The organism is Agathobaculum faecis (genome assembly GCF_014287995.1).
In the GTDB taxonomy this organism is placed as follows: Bacteria; Bacillota; Clostridia; order Oscillospirales; family Butyricicoccaceae; genus Agathobaculum; species Agathobaculum ammoniilyticum.
The window spans coordinates 61,065-79,875 of sequence record NZ_JACOPL010000009.1 but is presented as its reverse complement, the minus strand read 5'-3'; the positions used below and the strand labels follow the sequence as shown (position 1 = coordinate 79,875).

The window sequence follows — 18,811 nt, the reverse complement described above, 5'->3', positions numbered from 1 at the left end:
TCAATAGGTTTTTATAGAAATAAATATATTTTTTTAATTGATATTTAATATCAATTTATTCTTCCCTGCTAACTGCCCTTTTCCCGAATACGTTTACAAAGATAGTATATCATATCGCCGGTTAAATGTCTAATCATTTTGTCTCTTTTCTGCGCCCCGTTTTGTCCAAAAACAGCGGGCGCATACCCCAAGCCGGTACGCGCCCGCCGCTGACGGCCGGATTTGGTTTTATCCCCGGCGCAAAGCGGGATGACCGCAGTCATGCCATGCCGGAGTAAGCAAGAGGGGCTGTTTCGCATCCGGAGCCCTCGTGCCGTCAAGCTCAGGCTCTTAAAAGAAGCTGATTTGCTCCTCCGTCTGCCGGCGCCGTCCCGTGCTTTCCCGCTGTACTGCCTCCGGCAGATCGCACAGGAATGGAGAAGCTTCTTTTGTCGTTGTGAGGATCAGCTCCTCCCGCGCCCGCGTCATACCCACATAGAACAGCCGCCGTTCCTCCTCGGTATCGGTCGGATGCTTTTGCGACACCAGCGGCAGCATGCCGGACGTTACTCCCGCCAGAATGACCGCCGGAAACTCCAGCCCCTTGGAGCCGTGCAGCGTCATCAGACGCACCGCGCCGGACTCCCAGCCTTTTCCCGCGGCGCGGTTTAGATCCGCCTCCTGCCCTATCGTCAGCGCATACCAGAGGCTGTCGAAATCCTCGTAAAAAACAGCCGTGTTGCGCAGGCGTTCCAGCGCGGGCGAGCTGCCATAGGCCTGCTCCCATCGTTCGACCAGTGCGCGCGGTTTTTCCCTGTCCACAAGCGGCTGCCACTCGGCTGCCCGCTCCAGCCACGCCTCCAGAAAGCCGTATCCCCGCACGACCGGTTCCCACACCTCAGGTTGGAAGCCCCCCTGTTCCGCACAAGCCTGACGCGCTTTCTGCACCAGATCCGCCGGGCAGTCCCATACCAACCGGAGCGCTGTTTCCAACGCGGTTTGATCTTCCGGCACACGCAGGAAACGGAAAAAGGACAGTACCCCGCGCACCTCGTCCGCGTCTAAAAAGTCCTCGCGCCCGCTGATGACGCAGGGGATGTCGTCGTGCCGTAGGCACTTTTCCACCAGCTCGAGCTGACGGTGGGTGCGGCAAAGCACCGCAATATCAGAAAACGCACGGACGGCGCGCTCCTGCCCATGCTTTTGTGCTTCCAGCATATCCACGCCTCCGGCAATGCGCCCTACTTCCTTGGCGACGAACACGGCCTCCGCAAAGTCGTCCGCCGCCGTGACCAGCCGCACCGCACCCCCTGCCGGACGGCTCGGCTCCAGCACGCGCGGGCCGCCTGGATTCCGGTCAATCACCGGCAGCGCGGCCTGTAGGATCTCCGGCGTGGAGCGATAATTGCGCTTGAGCCGGATCACTCGTGTATCCGGCCGCTCCTCCTGTAAGCGTCCGAAGCAGCGCCCGCCTGCGCCGCGGAACCCATAGATCGACTGGTCGGGATCCCCGATGACGAACAGTCCCGCGCCGCCTCTGCTCCATGCGCGCACCAACTCGTACTGCACGTCATTGATATCCTGAAACTCGTCCACCAGCAAATAACGGAAGCATTTTCGGCCAGCCGTATCCAGCCGCAGCGCCTCGGCCAGCAGATCGTCAAAATCCAGCACGCCCAGCGCGCGCAGTCGTTCGTTATAGGCCTCTGCCAGCTCCCGATCAATGCCGGCAGCGTCCGCCGCTATACCGTTTTTGAGACGGGAAACACCCTGCAGCAACTCCCACGCGCCGCCTTTCCGCCCGCAGGTCCGCAGCGTTTCCGCAGCAATGGTCAGCGCCTCGCTCTGTCCCAGCAGGCGAACCTCCCCCAGAAGGCGCAGGCAGATCGAGTGAAACGTGCCGATCGTCATGCGCTGAACCGCACGCTTGCCGCCCAGCCGCTTTTCCAGGCGCTGACGCATTTCAGCAGCAGCCTGGTTCGTAAAGGTTACCGCCGTGATCTCATCCGGTTTGACGCCGCGCTCCTCCACCAGCCATGCGATGCGCGCGACCAGCGTCTTGGTCTTTCCCGTTCCCGGGCCGGCGATGACCGCCACAACAGGCCGGTCTGTCTCCACCGCTTCCCGCTGCTCCGGATTGAGCGTCTCGGGATTGGACTCCGGCAGCGCGTCCGGAGGCGTTCCCGCCTGTTTTAGCGGTATTTTGCGCGCGCCGCGTTTGCGCTTTACCGGTTCGGCGCCGAACAGGGACATCTGCCCGCTGTACTGCTCGATCTCCGCCGGAGTGAGCAGGGAAATCGTGCCGTATTCCCCGTCAAAGCCGGGGCGCCGCTCAACCTGCCCCTTGCGTAGGCGCCGGACACCCTCCGCCACGCAAGGTCCCGCCAGCCGCTCGATCTCTTCGATCGGCGACTGCCGCAGAATATGGAATTCCGGCCCCAGCTCGTGCAGCAGGCGTTCATACTGCTCCATGACCTTTTTACCGGCAGCGGAAGCGCCCGTCGAGGCTGCAATGACTTCGGGCAGCGGTGCCAGGCTCTCAAACGGCTTGGCGTTTTCCGGCCGGAAGCCCTCCGGCCGATCGGCCAGCTCCTCCACCCGATGCTCTACGCCGATCGTCAGCTTTTTCCCGCATACCGGACAAAGCCCCTCCCGCGCCGCGGTTTCCGCAGGCGTCAGGCACACGCCGCAGTTCCGGTGTCCGTCCAGATGGTATTTCCCTTCCTCCGGAAAAAATTCCACGGTCCCCAGGAACCCCTCGCCCGTCCGGATTGCATGCGTCAGCGCGGAATACGAAAGCGCGGTTTCCAGCAGATTGGCTTCGCGCCCCAGCTTGGAGGGGGAATGCGCGTCCGAATGGGAAACAAGCGTCAGCCCATCCAACTGGGAAACGCGCCAATTCATCGGCGGATCGGATGAAAGGCCGGTTTCGACCGCATGGATATGCGGCGTCAGATCCGCAAAGCATTCCTCCATCGTGTCAAAACCGGAAAAAGCGCCGAACATGGAAAAATGCGGCGTCCAGATATGCGCTGGAATAAACTCCGCGTCAGGGCAGGCTTCCAGCGTCAGCTCCAGCAGGTCGCGGCTGTCCAGCCCCAAGATCGGGCGTCCGTCCGAGCGAATGTTGCCAATCGCCTCCAGGCGGGCGGCAAGCTCGTCCGCCGCTTCCAGGCTTGGCAGTAGAATCACATTATGTACCTTCCTCGTCCGGCCGCCCCGCTTGTAGATCGAACTGATCTCGCCGGTCACGACAAAATACGGCGTCTCTCCCTGCATGCTGTCCGGCAGGCGCAGCGCTTCCCGCAGGGTATACACACCGTCGCCCGCAGGCACAAGCTGCTCTTTCAGCTCAGACCGCCATGCTGGATGGGTAAAGTCACCCGTGCCGACCAGCCGAATGCCCTTGCGTCTGGCCCACCAGTCCAGATGCGGCGCATCGCAATCCCGACTGGTTGCGCGCGAAAAACGTGAATGGATATGAAGGTCTGCAACATACATTATGGTTTCCCTCGGTCACGAAATATTTTCTTTATTATTATATCCCTATTTCAGCGCAGGGGCAATGCCCCGCGCCGAAGTGTCAAAATCAAAATTTGAACCCGTGTCCTGTTTCGGCAAATACAGATGTTTTTCAAGCAAAAGGACGGATGTCAGGAATTTGCCGAGTGGAAAGTGCAGAGAAAAATTAAACAATAAAAGCAAGCATGGCCAGGAGTGATTAAAACAATTCTTCTGTCGCCTCACACCAATGAGGGCTTAATGCCATTAGTTGTTTTTCCGTTTTTTAATCCAGTCCTTCCACCGAAACGCCATGCCAACTATACAGATGGCAATAATGGATACAAAAAAATTACAGTAAAGGCTCTATCTCTGCCAGACATTTCGTTTGTATGTGTATTAATAACGCAAAGCAGGGAAACACAATAGATTACCACGAGTCCACTTGCTGCTATTAGACAGGGCGATTCCATTCGTTTATAAAATTGAGGGGATTTCTTTTCGAGTAGTTTGTCAACAACTGCAATAGCGATCAAAAAAATCAACTGCTTTATTTCCACAGGGCTGCACGCCTCCCCGTTCCTGCATTTGTCTAATCACTCTAATCCCATCCTGCATCCCATTATATCGAACAATAGAAAAACACAAGGGAAGGGATATTGTCCCTTCCCTCACCTGCCATATATTCTCGATAGAATAAAAATCCGAACGGCAGTATCCACTCGAATACTGCCGTTCGGATAATCAAAATATGGTCCGAGTGACAGGACTTGAACCTGCGGCCTCTTGACCCCCAGTCGACTTATTTTGTGTTCGTTTGCGTCTATATATGCGATCAAAACACAAGATATAGCGTTTTATGTCATGTATCACATACTTTTGCGACCACTTAAAAACCGCTGTTTTCAGGTGCATAAACACCAAATAAACACCAAGCAAACACCACAAAAAGCAACCGTCCGTATTGCAGCCTTGCCCCGATATTTCGGGGGAATACGCCCTTGTGCGTGCTGTCGATTTCTGTTATGCTTTGTACAGGCGCTACCGAGCCAGCGGTAGGCGGTTAAGTCTTGCCCCTGAAAGGGGGCTTGCGCATGGACTATCAAGCTATGATCTTGCTTTTGATCGTTGCTACAGGGTACATAATCGCAATAAAAAAGAAGTAACCGCCATCACGTCCAAATGAATGCGGTTACTTCTCAACCAAAGCATAGGGGCTAACCGTCTACCGGTAGCGCCCTTTTCTATACTCAGTATACCCGCCCCGAGCGGGATTGTCAAGCCGTCCAGCAGGGCGGTTTTCTTTTGCCCTCAGAACGCGCCCGCTCGGATGAAACAGCTTCATTGCAAGGTCGGCATAATGCCGATGTAGCGGTGAGGGGGTCGCGGTTCACGACACCCTTTTTGAAAGGGGTCACCTATTCCGTGACACCCTCTAAGGTGGTATTTCACCGCTTTTGTCAGGGTACTATATTTCGCCGTATCCCGAACATGACAGCAAGTAAGATAACAATTCGTTATTGAGTACAGCAGATATTACATATCGCCATATTTGGCGACATCTCCGCGCCGGACATCCCGATGCGGGCGCGAGAATCGCACCTATTCGCCGTTATCCCGCTTGACCTGCTCATCTATCGCACGGCGGCCTTACTCAGGCGTATTGCAATTTCCCACGCGGCACTGGAATAGAGCGCCCCAATTCGCGGGCGGTCTCTATCCATTCTGCAATCACGGTCTCGACATTCTCAAGAGCCTCCCGAGCTGTTTCCCCATCAGCCATGCACCCCGACAGTTCAGGAACCTCAGCAATATACGCTTCATCTTCACGGCTGTAATAAATAATAATTTCATACTGGTGCATTACTCAAAACCTCCCATGCGGTATTTGACAATCAAGTCTCGAACCTGCTTTACCTGATAGGGTTTCGCCATTTTCCCTTTCGGCTGGATATTGATAATTTCCTCTATACCGCCTTTAGTATATATGAAATGATCGCCTTTTACGCGGCATACAAACCCAAACCGGCCTAAAACCTTGCACAAATCATCAAATGCAATACTTTTATCTTGCGTGCCGCTCAAGATGCTATACAGGAGTTTTTCAAACTGGCTCATGCGTCACCGCCTTGCTCGTGTGGTGTCTTATCCCGCTTGACCTGTTCATCTATGGCACGGTTGATAAATCCGTTCACGCTTTCCCCTCGCTTCGCTGCATGGGCTTGCAACTCGGTTTTACGGCCTTTGGGGACTTTTACTTCTATGCGGTCATAGTTTTGCTTAACATACTTTGCAGTAGCCTTCTGTTGTGCTTTGCTGGTCGACATATAAAAACGCACCTCCTCCATTATGCCATAATTATAGCGCAATTATCTATTGTCGTCCATATAAAATATAAACAATATATTGTCGTCAATATTGTTTGATATGTCTATTGATATATTGTCGTCCATATATTATAATATAATCACAGCAAAGGAGAAAACAAAAACTCCCGAGCTGGGAGCCAACAGGCGGCACGGTTGTTCCTCCGTGGGAGGTGATACCGTGGAGATCGTACTTGCATTGTACATCATCTTTTTAACGGTTCTCGTCCTTAAAAAGAAATAACCGCCCTTAGCAAAAGAGCGGCTTTCCTTACAAGTTCTCGAGATTATGAGGAAGCCGCCCCGTTGCAGCGGGACAGCCGCCTTGTTGGTTTCATTATAGCACACACCGCCGTAAAGTCAAGCGCCGAGGGCAAGACCACCCGACCAAGAGCCGCACCGCGTACCTGTGAGCGAGAGCAATAGACACGCAAGCGGGCGGCTGGCACAACTCCCTGAGACAGGTTGCAGGCAGCCCATTACCTGCCGCACGCGGTTTGCACCGATAATGACCGCCGGAACAGCCCACCGAAACGGGCAGCAGCCCAAAGGGAACGAAAACCCTTGAAGCTCGCAACCATATACCTGTGAGCCGAGGACGGCAATAGGCACGAAGATGGCGCGAGCGGGCGCGAAAATGCGCTGTATGCCATTTTCAAGGCATAGACACAAAAGACCACGTCAAAGCCACCAAAGCGCACACAGCGCTATTTTGGGCGAAAGCCAAAGGAGGAATCACGATGGACAAAACCGAGTTAAACAGCAAGGTCAAAGACCTGCGCGAGCTGCGCCGCATGTCGGAGGAGATCGCCGCCGAGATCGAGGCCATCACCGACACGATCAAGCGGGAAATGACCGCCCAGGGCGTGGACATGCTGGCCGGTGACGACTGGAAAGCCACATGGAAGCAGGTGCAGTCCGCACGGTTTGACAGCAGGGCTTTTAAGGTCGCCATGCCCGACCTTTACGAACGGTTCACCCGCTCGGCTGAGACAAGGCGGTTTGTACTCGCATGAGAAAGCCCCTTACCCCAGCCGACCAAAGCAAGGTAAGGAGCCTGCAAGAATAACCACCATAGGATTGTATCGCTTTCAGAAAGGAGTGAGAGCTAAGTGGAGAAAGATCAGACGATCACCGAGTTTATCGGCAATGCCCGGCATAACTCATTGCTGCTCAAACAGATTATTGCAGCAGTGTACGGTACATGCGAGGAAAATATCACAATCCACGTTCAAATCGAAACAAAATAAGTAAGATGGTTGAAATAACTTTACCAAGGGAGCGTGAAAACAGTGTTAACAGATGAATTATACCTTTTGTGGTCAAGCATAGACAAGCAGCCCGTACCGTCGGTGCAGAGGGCTACTGACGCGCTGTTTGGATGCCTTGCGAAGCGGCTCCCCTCCGATTTGTATAATCAGGCTGAAAGTCTGATTGGGGATTATGCTGGCGCACTGGAACGGCATGCGTTTATTTCCGGCCTTGGATTTTGCGCTGTGATTGAACAGGAGGCAAGCCATGCAGCAAAGGCGGGAATACTGTGCAGATCATAAAAAGCATAGCGTGCTTCTGCCTGCTCGCGTTCGTTATCAACGCCCCGATACTGGCGCTTGTACTGGGACTATAACAGGAGGTACACACCGATGAATGAACGGATACAGGAACAATACGAGTTGTGGACACAATCAGAGCTATACCCCGTCGAAGGCGAAGCCGAAAGGCATCTGCATGACCTTCTGGGCGATGATACCACCCTGACCGACATGGCAAACGCCGCCGCAGTCGAGATACAGGAAGCAGCTTTCGCAGGCGGCTTTGCGTGGGCAGTCGCATTACACGACGCGGCAATAGAGGCCGCACAGGTCACAGCGCCACGATTGCTACATATCACAGAAACGCTCAAGAACAGGCGGGACGCGCTATTAGCCGAGGCAGAGCGCACCCAAAACAGCGCTCATTTTGACCGGTGCAGCGCCGCGGCCGAAGCCTACGGACACGCATACCGGATGATTGTGCCGATGGAGAAGGAGCCAAACCCGCACGGGTAAGGTTCCTTTTCTCATGTGTGCATGAAATATTCTTTTATCCTGACACTCAAAGCGACAGCGGCTACGAAGAGCATTTGACACTTTTCAAGGCTCGGCATACTCCCCTTCCCTGTAATTTCCCATAGAGTTGGAAAGAGTTACCCAGCCGACCGATCAAAACCCAAACGGCCACACACAAGGGAGGGGGGGCATTTTTATGGTTTCACTTTCTCACATTTTATGCAGTTTTAGCAGGCTGTTAAAAACTCAAGTTTTCACAAGCAGCACGAATATCCTTTCTTTCCACCCGCTTGTGGTCAAAAGCAATCTCATTTACTTTTCCCGTGCGCGCGTAAATATCTCTTTTGTCCTGCCCCCCGTGCCGAGTTCAGGCGGTGGAACCTGGGGTGTTTTTTCGACGGGGGTGTTCGCGCTATCACAACTCCCTGCGATAACACAAGTTTCCCCAAGTCTTTTTAGAGCCTCCAAAATCTCCGGATACCTCACAGTAGCCCCTTTCCTTCAAGGCGAATGATTGTCCTCTCTTCGACGCTGCCGCCGCTGTTCCACGCTGCCCAGCCCGTACCGTGATAAGCGCCCTCGCTGACGATCTGCTCCCTGTACTGTTCCAGCCTGCGGATGTTCTGTGGGCTTCTCAGCCTGCGCAGGCCCTTGTATTCCAGCTTGCGGGCATACTCAGCATTACATCCCAGTCTGTCCCCTGCTTCTGCCAGTGTCAGTCCGTCATAATAGCGATACCGGATCGCTGCGGCCTGTTCCTGTTCGAGCGCATCAAGGCACTTGTCCAAAGCGGCGTGAAGCTGCTCGATATAAAACTGCTCCTCTGCATCCTCGTAAGCGTCCGTTGGGTCTGGTACAAGCTCGCCGCGGGCAGTCTCGCTTCCATCCTCGCCGCGTACAGGCTCGTCAAGGCTGACGCTTTTCCCGAGCGGGTCGTGCTTCTGCCGCTCCGTGCGCCAGCCGACCATATCAAAGAAAACCTGCCTGACCGGATACTTAAGAAACGACGCGAACAGAACGCCCCGTTCCGGCTCGTACAGCCGCACAGCGAGCGCGACCGCAAGGAAGAAGGATTGTTCCACGTCCTCCCATGTTACGCCCATAGCAGCCATCCTCGCGCCTGCCTTGCGTGCCAGTTCGCGGAATATGGATGCGAGCACCCCGCGATTCTGCTCCCATAGCTGCGCCAGCGCGTCCCTGTCGCCTGTCTTGGCACGCGCGGCCAGTTCTTCATTTGTCATTGCGCATGACCTCCCGCTCGTGGTAGAATAAGACCACAAAGCAAGATCGAGCGGGAGAGCGGCAGGCCGTGCAGGGGCTTGCCGCTTTTTTATGTGCGAGATCGCGCGGCTTTTTGCAAAATTTCGCGCGCGTGTAATGTCCACACGATCAGCGGAACGGGAGCACACGGCCGGTCGGGCGCGCCATTTCCTGTTTGCTGCTCTGTGCTGTTTTCCTGTCCCGAAACCGCCGTTCTGCACAAGCTGGGCAGTAAACAGCCGTACCGAACAAGTCAGCTTCACCGCCAGCTAAAAGCTCATGCAGGTCAACGGCATGCTCCTTGCCGCATATTGGGCAAGTGGTGAAAACATTATCATCGCCGATGTTCAGTTTTTCTTCTTTGTGCTTTAGATAAAACATTGCTATCGCTCCTTTTTTTATGTGTGAGATTTCGTGACTTTTTGTGATATTTCGCGCGCGTAATCTGTACTAAGTCGAACAGATCAGGCCAGCGATCCCTTCAAGTTCTCTGAGCTGTATACCCTCGCAACGAATTTAGAATCATCCAGCGCGCTTTGCATACCGCATCCAGCATCCTCGCAAAGCAGGGCAAACAAGTACCGCAGCAACGCCCGCTTTTCTGCCGCCATCAGGCGCGGGTATTCCTGCACCTTGCCCAGCATCGGCTCGGCTTCCGTCCTGTCGATTTCGCCGGACTTGTACCCTGCATAGATACGGCGGGCGGCGATGTATTGCAGGCGCTCGGTCTTGTTCAGGCCGTCAGGTATGGGGTGATCGTGGTAGGCGCGCTTTTTCAATTCCTCAAAGGTCATTCTTGATACCCTCCTTTCACTGGGATAAATCGTCCTGTCTGTAGGTTGAAGCCCAGTTCAAAGGCCGCTGTCCCCGCGTGCCGGTTTTTCGCGATCTGTGTTGAAACAAAGACCAGATCGCCGCGTTCGCTTTCCTTGCCGTACATATCCGGCCGGTGCATCAGCAAGACCGCGTCCGCATCCTGCTCTATCGCGCCGCTGTCCCGCAGGTCGGCAAGACCGGGGGTTTTATCCGCCCGCTGTTCACTGGCGCGGTTAAGCTGCGCAAGGCATAGGACCGGTACTTTGAGCGAACGGGCAAGGGTTTTCAGACTGTTCGAGATGGCGGTGATTTCTTCATACCGGCTTGACCGGCTTCGTTCAGGCCGCAGCAGGCCGAGATAATCGACCACGACCAACGACAGCCCTTTGACCTTGCGCGCCATAGACCGCACATCAAGCACGGAACACCCCTCTTTGCCATTGGCATACAGCGGCAGGCGTGACAGTCCAACGTTTGCGGCCTGTACGCGCTGCCATTCCTCGGCAGATAGATTTTCGTCCAACAGCAGTCGGGTCGCGGATATTCCCGTTCGGCTTGATAACCGCCGTGCTTGAAGCTGGGAAACATCCATTTCCAATGACACGAACAGCACCGCGCCGCCGTGCTCCGCAACATTGCCCGCGATCTGCAAAGCTAAAGCCGTCTTACCACAGCCAGGGCGCGCCGCCAATATATAAAACCCGCTCGGAAGCATACCGCCGCCTAACGTGTCGTCAATCGACTGCAAGCCGGTTTTGACGATCTTCCCGCTTATCTGATCTCGGAAATCGTAAAAAGCTGATGCAATATCAAGTCCGGTCAAAAGCTGTCCGCTGTCCCGCTCGTCCAGCGCAGCGATCCGCTTTTCGGTTTCCGCGATCAGCGTTTCGGGTTCATCGCCGTTCAGTGCGCCGTCCTCCAGCAGTTTGCCGATAGTTGCCAGCTCGCGGCGGCGCGCTGCTTTCTTGACAAGCTCGATAGAACGGTCTAAATCGCGCTCTGCGCATGCGACTTCCATGCAGCCAAACAAGGCGGTACGATCTACGCCCGCGTCTGCAATCTCTACTGCGTTAGGCGGTTCCTTGCCGTCCAGATCAAACCGCCGCGCTATGTCATAGGCTTCGCGGTTGAAATCAGAATACAGATCATCCCTGTGCAGCTTGTCCAGCACCACCCGCCACAGGGCAGGGTCAACCAGACAAGCCCCGATCACCGCGTTTTCGGCGGTTAGAAAATTATCGTTCAGCAAAACTGCGCCACCTCGTTCCCATTCTCGTCAATGAATGTTTTCAGCTTCGGCACACTCGGCCTTGTCGCCGTAGTGTTAGCTGGCGGCTCATCCTCCCAGCGCCGGCCGTTTATGTAGGTGCTGGCGAGCGGGATAAACCGACCGCCGTCCTTCGTCCAGTCTGCCGACCTCGTTTGCCACTCCAACGCTGCAAGAATTTGGTCAAGCAGGGCTTGGTCTGGCCTGAGCTTGTCAAATGCTTTTTGTGCCTTGGCCTTATCCTGCTTCTTGGGGTACGCTTTCCAAAATTGCGCAAATGCGCATGTGTATTCATTCTTATTAGTCTTTTTATTATTATGTGTCGCGTTTTCACGACGGGTCCCGTTGTGTTTTTGCAACGGGTCTGTTGCGTTTTCACTACTGCCCGTTGCATTTTCACAACTGGTGGTAGCGTTTTCGCAACAGGGTATCAAAACTCGTCCATTATTCCCCGGTTTGCGGTACTCCGTTCGCACATACCCAGCCGAAATCAGTTCTTTGATAGCCGCTATAACTCGCGTCCGGTCTTTCCGATATTCGTTTGCGAAAAATGTGTTACTCGCCCAACATTCACCAGAATCGCTTGCGAGTGCTGCTATGTCGCCATAAAGCAGCCGTGCCAGTAGTGATAGGCTGCTATCCGTGCGCACCTGCGCAGGAATAATTGTGTAGTAGTCTGACAAGTGCGCTCACCGCCTTACAGCCGCATTTGTCCGGTCATTCCGTCCAGTGCATCCAGTGCGCTTTCCATAGAGCGGCGGGTATTCTTGGCACGGTTCGACAAGGTGCGGATAAACTCCCTGATCTCTGTCTCGTTGGCGGGCAAAAAATAGCCGCCGCCCTCTGTACAGGTGGATAGGATAACCGCGCCTGCCTGCCGCTCCCGCTCGATCGCTTTTTGAAGCTCGCGCACAGTGTCAAAGCCGAGTATTTCAGCAAGCGTCTTGCTGGGGATGGCGTTCTCCTTGCCCGTAGGAAGATAGTCTGTAATCTTCAAATTACACCACCCGCCTTTCGTTGATGCGCCGGATGCCCTGCGCCTGTTCGGGCTTGCCCTCTGGCGGCCTCTCCAAGTAGTTAATAAGCGCATCCAGATTGACCAGACGGCGGTTTCCGTTACCGACTGGAACGGACGGCACAGCGCCGGTATGTATCAGGCGGCGTATTAGCTTTAAGCTGACCTGCGTTTCAGGATCAGCTTTGCGCAATTCCTCCAAGGCCTGCGCTGGAAATCTCATGCGAGCGGCCATTAGACCGCCTCCCTCTGCGTAGACAATTCCGCAATAATAGTGCGGATGCGTGCTTTTTCTTCGTCCGGCAGTTCATGCCGCAGCTTGCGACTGAAATTGCCGTCATTGATGCCGAGCGCATCCGCAATCTGCCATAGATACAGCCCAGCGGTTTTGATTTCAGAACGAATGTCAGTATTTTTCACTTTTATAACCTCCTTTGTTGTTGACTGCATTTGTTGTTTGTGATATTATAATACCACACAAACCGAGATTGTTCAACTGATGCAGAAATATTTCCACAGTTATACACAAATGCAGAACGGAGTGCGTGTTTATGAGTGCAAATGCAGATAAAAAACCAAAAATGCCAATCTTTAGAGATAGGCTGGATAAGTTGCGAGGTGATATGTCTTATAGCGAATTTGCCGAAAAATTAGGAATATCGCGTGCTACTATGGGATTTTACCTTGCTGGTAATCGAGTTCCAAACGCTGTTGATTTGAAGAAAATTGCAGAACGATGTGAGGTTTCTGCCGATTATTTATTGGGTATGTCCGATGCAGCAAAAGCAGAAAACCATGAGATTGGTTATGCCTTGGGACTTTCTGATAAATCGATTTCAAAGTTAAAGCGCTTTGCAGAAAATAAATTCTCCAAGATTGCATTAAATCAAATTCTCGAAAGCGGCAAGATAATTGCTTATATTACGAATTATCTTTTTTCTTTTTTGGAAGATGAGCGAAAAGAAAGCCGATTTCGTTATGTTCCGTTATCCCGCAATTTAGATCGCGGTTATGCAGATATGAATTTAGTAAAATTGATAGAGTTACTCCCCCTATGGAGGAAAGATACAATCAATCAACTAAAAGCGCAGATTCCATTGATAGATAGTTTACTGAAAGAATATGTTGCAAAATTGGCTGATGTAGATATGTGCAAACGTGAATATGTAGAATTTGTTTTGTACGAAGAACCATATATACCCAATCCCGATGATATTCTTCCTGATGACTTCTATGCAAATATTGATTATGAGGATGAATACAGAAAAGAAGAAGAATATGAACGCGAAGAAGCAGAAAGACGAAACGCTATTGGTGAAATACTTGACTTCATAAGCGAAAAAAGAGCGGGGGAAAGATAATGGCGACAATCCAAAAACGCGGCAGTAGCTATAAGATCGTTGTTTCTTGCGGCTATGATCTGAACGGCAAGCAGCTCCGCCGTACCATGACATGGACACCGCCCGAGGGTATGACAAAGCGCCAGACCGAGAAGGAACTTAACCGGCAGGCGACGTTATTTGAGGAAAAATGCCGCAGCGGGCAGGTTCTGGACGGCAATATCAAGTTTGCCGACTTTGCCGAAAAGTGGTTCAGGGACTATGCGGAGAAGCAGCTTAGGCCTACCACGGTCGCCGGATACCGACACTTTATCAAGCGGGTGCTGCCTGCAATCGGTCATATCCGCATGGACAAACTTCGGCCGCATCACTTTATGGCGTTCTATGACAACCTTGCAGAAAGCGGAATACGCGAGGATACGCTATATCGCTGCAAATTGGATTTCAAAACATTCTTGCAGAAAGAGCATATCACCGCTGTACAGTTAGCAGAAAAGGCGGGCATAGGTGTGCGCACGCTTTACGCATTAAACCGCGGTCAAAAGGTCAAAGCAGAGACCGCACAGAAAATAGATGCAGCTTTAAACTGTGCGCAATCCATCTTTGAGCCGGTCGACGGCGACAAGCAATTGACCGGTAACACGGTCGCGCACTATCACAAAATGCTGTCCTCCATGATGTCAACGGCGGTTAAGTGGCAAATCATCTATGATAACCCATGCGCGCGTGTAGACCCGCCCAAGATCGAGCGCAAAGAAGCCGCCTACCTTGACGAGATTCAAGCGCAACGCCTTCTTGATCTACTCGATAACGAGCCGATAACATACCGCACCATGATAACCCTGCTTCTGCATACCGGCCTGCGGCGCGGTGAATTGTGCGGGCTGGAATGGGGAGATATTGACCTTGAACGAGGTTTACTCGATGTGCAGCGCAGTTCCTTATATTTGCCGGAAAAAGGCGTGTTCATGGACGATACAAAGAATAACAGTTCTAAGCGTGTTCTCAAACTTACGCCGGATGCTTTGGTAATGCTCAGGCAATATAAGGCGTGGCAAGGCCGTGAACGTCTCCGTATTGGCGACCAATGGGCAGAAGCGTGGGGCGATCATCCACGCTTATTTACTACATGGAACGGGAAGCCGCTACATCCAGCCACAGTAACAGGGTGGTTCCACGACTTTATTGCTCGGAGCGATTTGCCGCCCGTCTCAATCCATAGCTTGAGACATACAAATGCAACCCTACTGATTGCGGCAGGCACAAACGTCCGTACTGTGTCGGCACACCTTGGACACTCGCAAACATCTACCACAATGAACATTTACTCTCACAGTATCAAATCAGCGGAAGCAGCAGCGGCGGAAGCGCTGCAAAGTGTGCTGACCCGCTCGAAAAAACGGGCATAGAAAAAGGGCGTTCCCATCAACGGGAACGCCTGATTTTTAACCCATAAACACCAAATAAACACCAATACCGTTTTTGCAAAAAACAAAAATCCGCAAAAAGTTATAAAAAGACCGCCAATTCTTACAAATCAGCGGTCTTAAATGGTCCGAGTGACAGGACTTGAACCTGCGGCCTCTTGACCCCCAGTCAAGCACGCTACCAACTGCGCTACACCCGGATATTTTGGCAAGGCGCTAAACCTTGCCAAAATAGAATATCAAATTTCCACCCTGTTGTCAAGGGCTTTCCACATTTTGCACGCAAACTTTTCTCTTAAAGCGTGACTTTATGGAACGTTTTTTTACCCTTTTTGATAATGCACGCCTGTTCAAAGGCACTTTTTCCGAGCATCTGCCTGAAATCCTCGACCTTTTCACCGTTCACCGACACGCCGCCGCCCTGCACGAGCTTGCGCGCCTCTCCATTCGAGCCTGCAAGGCCACACTTGACGAGCAGCGTCAGCACGCCGATCCGGCCGTTCTCAAAGTCCCTATCCGTCAGCACGGTGGTCGGCATATTTTCACTCGTGCCGCCGCCGACAAAAATGCTTTTTGCTGCTTCCATCGCCTTGTCGGCCTCTTCCTTGCCATGCACCAGCTCGGTCAACTCATACGCAAGGATCTCTTTCGCCCGGTTGAGCTGCGCGCCCTCCCAGCGGTCCATCTCCTCGATCTGATCCATAGGCAGGAACGTCAGCATACGAATGCACTTGAGCACATCCGCATCGTCCACGTTGCGCCAGTACTGGAAAAAGTCGTAGGGAGAGGTCTTATTGGGGTCGAGCCATACCGCGCCGGACGCGGTCTTGCCCATTTTCTTGCCCTCGGAATTGAGGAGCAGCGTAATCGTCATGGCATGCGCATCCTTGCCCAGCTTTCGGCGGATCAGCTCGGTGCCGCCCAGCATGTTCGACCACTGATCGTTGCCGCCGAACTGCATGTTGCAGCCGTAGTGCTGGAACAGATAGTAAAAGTCGTAGGACTGCATAATCATATAGTTGAATTCAAGGAAGCTGAGCCCTTTTTCCATGCGCTGCTTGTAGCACTCCGCACGCAGCATATTGTTGACCGAAAAGCATGCGCCAACCTCGCGCAGCAAATCGATATAGTTCAGGCCGAGCAGCCAGTCCGCGTTGTTGACCATCTGCGCCTTGCCCTCGCCGAATTCGATAAAACGCTCCATCTGCTTTTTGAAGCAGTCGCAGTTGTGCTGGATGGTTTCAGGTGTCATCATCGAGCGCATGTCCGAGCGGCCGGAGGGGTCGCCGATATAACCTGTGCCGCCGCCGACCAGTGCGATCGGCTTGTTGCCAGCCATCTGCAGACGCTTCATCAGACACAGCGCCATAAAATGCCCGACGTGCAGGCTGTCCGCCGTAGGGTCGAAGCCGATGTAAAACGTCGCCTTGCCCTCGTTGATCATTTTACTGATCTCTTCCTCATTGGTCACCTGGGCGATGAGGCCGCGCGCCTTGAGCTCTTCATATAAAGTCATGGATGTTTTTCGTCCTTTCTGAGATAATATCACCGCGCAACATCTGCCGTTTGTCAGGGCGCGCGCTCCTTCAGGTTCTCATGAATAATGACCACTGCAATTTCTATCCTCTCTGATATTCCGCCGCTTTCTGCAAAAGCTCCCTCGCGTTCTGCAGCGACAGCTCTGTGATGGTTTCGCCCGACAGCATGCGCGCGATCTCACGGGCGCGCGACGGTTCATCCATGGGCTGCACATCGGTATAGCTTCTTTCCCCACGCACGGATTTGGAAATCAGCAGGTGATGATCCCCCATCGCCGCGATCTGCGGCAGGTGGGTAACGCAAAGCGTCTGCTTCTGCCGCCCGATATCGGACAGCTTGTACGCGATCTGCTGCGCCGCATGGCCTGAAACGCCGGTATCGATCTCGTCAAAAATCAGCATACCAACATCCTCACCCGCCGTCAAGACGTTTTTGAGCGCCAGCATAATCCGGCTCAGTTCGCCGCCCGACGCGACCTTGGACAGCGGCTTTTCCGGCTCGCCGGGGTTGACCGATATCTCAAACGTCACCGTGTCGAACCCGTGCGCGGAGAGCTTGGCTCCCGTATGCACCGCGATGCGCAGCCTCACCTTTTCCATATCGAGCGCCGCCAGCTCGCGGACGATCTCCGCCTCCAGCCGCTTTGCTGCGGCGCGGCGCGCCTCGCCCAGCCGGGCGGCGAGCGCCTTTGCTTCCGCCAGTTCTTCCTTGTACTGCGCGCGCAGCCCCTCGCGCCGGTTGTCCGAATCCTGCAACGTTTCCAGCTCCACCGCAATCCGGTCGCGGTATGCCAGCACCTCAGCAACCGTACCGCCGTATTTCTGTTTCAGGCGATAGATCAGGTCGAGCCGCTGCTCCACCCATTCCCGTTCCGTCGGTGAAAAATCAAGGGTATCGCTTCGTCCGGAAACGCTGTCGCGCAGGTCCGCCGCGAGCAGCCGCACCTCCTCCGCCTGTTCGGCCAGCCCGTCGAACGCCCCCGACACCTCGCGCAGGCCGGCAAGCGCCCCCGCCGCCTGGTCGAGCAGCGCGCACGCGCCGCCGGCGTCGTCATCTCCGTTCAGGGCGCGCCGCGCCTGCTCCAGCGCGCCCGCAATTTTCCCCGCATGGTCGAAATACGCCTTGCGCTGCGCGAGCATCTCCTCCTCGTCCGGCCGGAGCGCGGCCTGCTCGATTTCCTCCTTGTGGAACGTGAGCATATCGATGCGCTGCAGGCGCTCCTGCTCGCCGGTCTCCAACGCAGTGATCTCGCGCCGCAGCGCAAGCAGCGCCTGATACCGCGGGCGGTATTGATCCAGCAGGGCGCCGTTCCCCGCATACCCGTCCAGATAATCGATGTGATACTGCTCGTCCAGCAGCTTCTGGCCGTCGTTCTGCCCGTGAATATCGATCAGGTACGGCGCGAGCTGGCGCAGCACCGCAGCCGCGACCGGCTTCATGTTCACCCTGCAGGTGCTTTTCCCGTCCGCTGTCAACTGGCGCTGGATATGCAGCGTATCCGGCTCCTCGCCGGTCAGGGCAAGCTCGTCCAGCAGTCCGTGCAGCGCCGGCGACAGGCCGGTAAACACGGCGCTGACAAAGCCCTTCTGCGCACCGGTGCGCACCAGGTCGCGGCTGACGCGCCGGCCGAGCACCGCGCCGATCGAATCGATCACGATCGACTTGCCCGCGCCAGTCTCGCCGGACAGCACGGTCAGCCCGTCCTCCAGCTCAATATCCGCCTGCTCGATAACCGCTATATTCTCAATGTGGAGCAACTGCAGCATCGCCGCTTCCCTCCGTCACTTCAGGATGTCATGCGCCTGCCGGCAGAACCGGTCGGCGCTGTCGTTGTCGCGCATGACAACGAACACCGTGTCGTCGCCGCCGAGCGTGCCGATTACATCCGAGGCGCGCATCGCGTCGATCGCCATGGCTGCCGCCTGCCCCAGGCCGGGCAGCGTCTTAATAACCACCATATTCTGCGCCGCGTTGATCTCGGTCACACATTCGCGGAAAATGTTGCGTAGCCGGGTTGTAAAGCTGTCCGCCGCGCCGGCGGCCGCGGCCGAATACTTGTATTTCCCCGTTTCCGCGGACAGGGTCTTGATCAGGCGCAGCTCCTTGATATCGCGGGACACGGTGGCCTGTGTCGTGCTGTAACCCAATGCGCGCAAGTGGTCGGTCAGCTCCTCCTGCGTCTCAATATCGAACCGGTCGATCAGGTCAAGTATTTTCGCCTGTCTTTGAAACTTCATGCTCCGCGCCTCCCTC

The 18,811-nt window shown here is 54.4% G+C and carries 20 protein-coding genes and 1 tRNA gene; 5 read left to right on the top strand and 16 right to left on the bottom strand.

Annotated features, from left to right (window positions below; translation table 11 throughout):
* Positions 1 to 330 precede the first annotated feature (330 nt).
* The 4 genes from H8S45_RS10740 to H8S45_RS10725 form a co-directional block, all read right to left on the bottom strand.
* Positions 331 to 3,480 carry a UvrD-helicase domain-containing protein gene (locus tag H8S45_RS10740; protein WP_186950077.1) on the bottom strand — a complete coding sequence of 1,050 codons (3,150 nt, stop codon included), beginning with the start codon at positions 3,478 to 3,480 and terminating at the stop codon, positions 331 to 333.
* Between the two features lie 1,654 nt (positions 3,481 to 5,134).
* On the bottom strand, positions 5,135 to 5,344 hold the full coding sequence (locus H8S45_RS10735; RefSeq protein ID WP_186950075.1) for a type II toxin-antitoxin system HicB family antitoxin: 210 nt from the start codon (positions 5,342 to 5,344) through the stop codon (positions 5,135 to 5,137).
* The gene (locus H8S45_RS10730) at positions 5,344 to 5,598 is read right to left on the bottom strand and encodes a type II toxin-antitoxin system HicA family toxin (RefSeq protein WP_186950073.1); all 255 of its coding nucleotides are present in this window, start codon (positions 5,596 to 5,598) and stop codon (positions 5,344 to 5,346) included. The genes H8S45_RS10735 and H8S45_RS10730 overlap by 1 nt, the downstream gene beginning before the upstream one ends.
* Entirely contained in the window at positions 5,595 to 5,807 is a 213-nt protein-coding gene (locus tag H8S45_RS10725; protein ID WP_186950071.1) for a hypothetical protein, read from the bottom strand. The genes H8S45_RS10730 and H8S45_RS10725 overlap by 4 nt, the downstream gene beginning before the upstream one ends.
* Positions 5,808 to 6,586: 779 nt before the next feature.
* Between H8S45_RS10725 and H8S45_RS10720 the strand changes: the two genes are divergently transcribed.
* The 3 genes from H8S45_RS10720 (at position 6,587) to H8S45_RS10710 (ending at position 7,894) form a co-directional block, all read left to right on the top strand.
* Positions 6,587 to 6,862 carry a hypothetical protein gene (locus tag H8S45_RS10720; protein ID WP_186950069.1) on the top strand — a complete coding sequence of 92 codons (276 nt, stop codon included), beginning with the start codon at positions 6,587 to 6,589 and terminating at the stop codon, positions 6,860 to 6,862.
* Between the two features lie 96 nt (positions 6,863 to 6,958).
* Positions 6,959 to 7,096 (top strand): hypothetical protein, encoded by a 138-nt coding sequence (locus H8S45_RS10715; protein ID WP_186950067.1) that lies wholly within the window; start codon positions 6,959 to 6,961, stop codon positions 7,094 to 7,096.
* A gap of 393 nt (positions 7,097 to 7,489) precedes the next feature.
* Positions 7,490 to 7,894, top strand: a complete 405-nt coding sequence (locus H8S45_RS10710) for a hypothetical protein (RefSeq protein WP_107631998.1) — start codon at positions 7,490 to 7,492, stop codon at positions 7,892 to 7,894.
* A gap of 482 nt (positions 7,895 to 8,376) precedes the next feature.
* Here the strand turns inward: H8S45_RS10710 and H8S45_RS10705 are convergent, their stop codons facing one another.
* The 8 genes from H8S45_RS10705 to H8S45_RS10670 all read right to left on the bottom strand — a co-directional run bounded on the left by H8S45_RS10705 (position 8,377) and on the right by H8S45_RS10670 (position 12,672).
* The gene (locus H8S45_RS10705) at positions 8,377 to 9,135 is read right to left on the bottom strand and encodes an RNA polymerase sigma factor (RefSeq protein WP_186950065.1); all 759 of its coding nucleotides are present in this window, start codon (positions 9,133 to 9,135) and stop codon (positions 8,377 to 8,379) included.
* 148 nt (positions 9,136 to 9,283) lie between these two features.
* Positions 9,284 to 9,535: a hypothetical protein gene (locus H8S45_RS10700; protein WP_186950094.1), complete on the bottom strand. Its 252-nt coding sequence runs from the start codon at positions 9,533 to 9,535 to the stop codon at positions 9,284 to 9,286.
* A gap of 83 nt (positions 9,536 to 9,618) precedes the next feature.
* Complete coding sequence (locus tag H8S45_RS10695; RefSeq protein WP_107631995.1) at positions 9,619 to 9,948, bottom strand: hypothetical protein; 330 nt, start codon at positions 9,946 to 9,948, stop codon at positions 9,619 to 9,621.
* Positions 9,945 to 11,219 carry a replicative DNA helicase gene (locus H8S45_RS10690; RefSeq protein ID WP_186950063.1) on the bottom strand — a complete coding sequence of 425 codons (1,275 nt, stop codon included), beginning with the start codon at positions 11,217 to 11,219 and terminating at the stop codon, positions 9,945 to 9,947. Before H8S45_RS10690 ends, H8S45_RS10695 begins: the two co-directional genes overlap by 4 nt.
* Positions 11,213 to 11,920: a helix-turn-helix domain-containing protein gene (locus tag H8S45_RS10685; protein ID WP_186950061.1), complete on the bottom strand. Its 708-nt coding sequence runs from the start codon at positions 11,918 to 11,920 to the stop codon at positions 11,213 to 11,215. The genes H8S45_RS10690 and H8S45_RS10685 overlap by 7 nt, the downstream gene beginning before the upstream one ends.
* 14 nt (positions 11,921 to 11,934) lie before the next feature.
* Positions 11,935 to 12,234: a hypothetical protein gene (locus tag H8S45_RS10680; protein WP_107631992.1), complete on the bottom strand. Its 300-nt coding sequence runs from the start codon at positions 12,232 to 12,234 to the stop codon at positions 11,935 to 11,937.
* A gap of 1 nt (position 12,235) precedes the next feature.
* Positions 12,236 to 12,487 (bottom strand): hypothetical protein, encoded by a 252-nt coding sequence (locus H8S45_RS10675; protein ID WP_186950059.1) that lies wholly within the window; start codon positions 12,485 to 12,487, stop codon positions 12,236 to 12,238.
* Positions 12,487 to 12,672, bottom strand: coding sequence for a hypothetical protein (locus H8S45_RS10670; RefSeq protein ID WP_186950057.1), 186 nt, complete (start codon positions 12,670 to 12,672; stop codon positions 12,487 to 12,489). Before H8S45_RS10670 ends, H8S45_RS10675 begins: the two co-directional genes overlap by 1 nt.
* A gap of 131 nt (positions 12,673 to 12,803) precedes the next feature.
* Here H8S45_RS10670 and H8S45_RS10665 point away from each other — a divergent pair, with 131 nt between their 5' ends.
* Together H8S45_RS10665 and H8S45_RS10660 are read left to right on the top strand one after the other, a co-directional pair.
* Positions 12,804 to 13,613, top strand: a complete 810-nt coding sequence (locus H8S45_RS10665) for a helix-turn-helix domain-containing protein (RefSeq protein ID WP_186950055.1) — start codon at positions 12,804 to 12,806, stop codon at positions 13,611 to 13,613.
* Complete coding sequence (locus tag H8S45_RS10660; RefSeq protein ID WP_186950053.1) at positions 13,613 to 15,001, top strand: tyrosine-type recombinase/integrase; 1,389 nt, start codon at positions 13,613 to 13,615, stop codon at positions 14,999 to 15,001. Before H8S45_RS10665 ends, H8S45_RS10660 begins: the two co-directional genes overlap by 1 nt.
* Positions 15,002 to 15,143: 142 nt before the next feature.
* On the opposite strand, the gene H8S45_RS10655 is transcribed toward H8S45_RS10660, so the two are convergent.
* The 4 genes from H8S45_RS10655 to H8S45_RS10640 form a co-directional block, all read right to left on the bottom strand.
* Positions 15,144 to 15,219: transfer RNA gene (locus H8S45_RS10655), tRNA-Pro, on the bottom strand.
* Positions 15,220 to 15,314: 95 nt separating this feature from the next.
* On the bottom strand, positions 15,315 to 16,535 hold the full coding sequence (gene tyrS / locus H8S45_RS10650; RefSeq protein ID WP_147574150.1) for a tyrosine--tRNA ligase: 1,221 nt from the start codon (positions 16,533 to 16,535) through the stop codon (positions 15,315 to 15,317).
* Between the two features lie 103 nt (positions 16,536 to 16,638).
* Positions 16,639 to 18,324, bottom strand: coding sequence for a DNA repair protein RecN (recN, locus tag H8S45_RS10645; protein ID WP_054327317.1), 1,686 nt, complete (start codon positions 18,322 to 18,324; stop codon positions 16,639 to 16,641).
* 15 nt (positions 18,325 to 18,339) lie between these two features.
* Entirely contained in the window at positions 18,340 to 18,795 is a 456-nt protein-coding gene (locus tag H8S45_RS10640; RefSeq protein ID WP_054327316.1) for an arginine repressor, read from the bottom strand.
* Between the last annotated feature and the right edge of the window lie 16 nt (positions 18,796 to 18,811).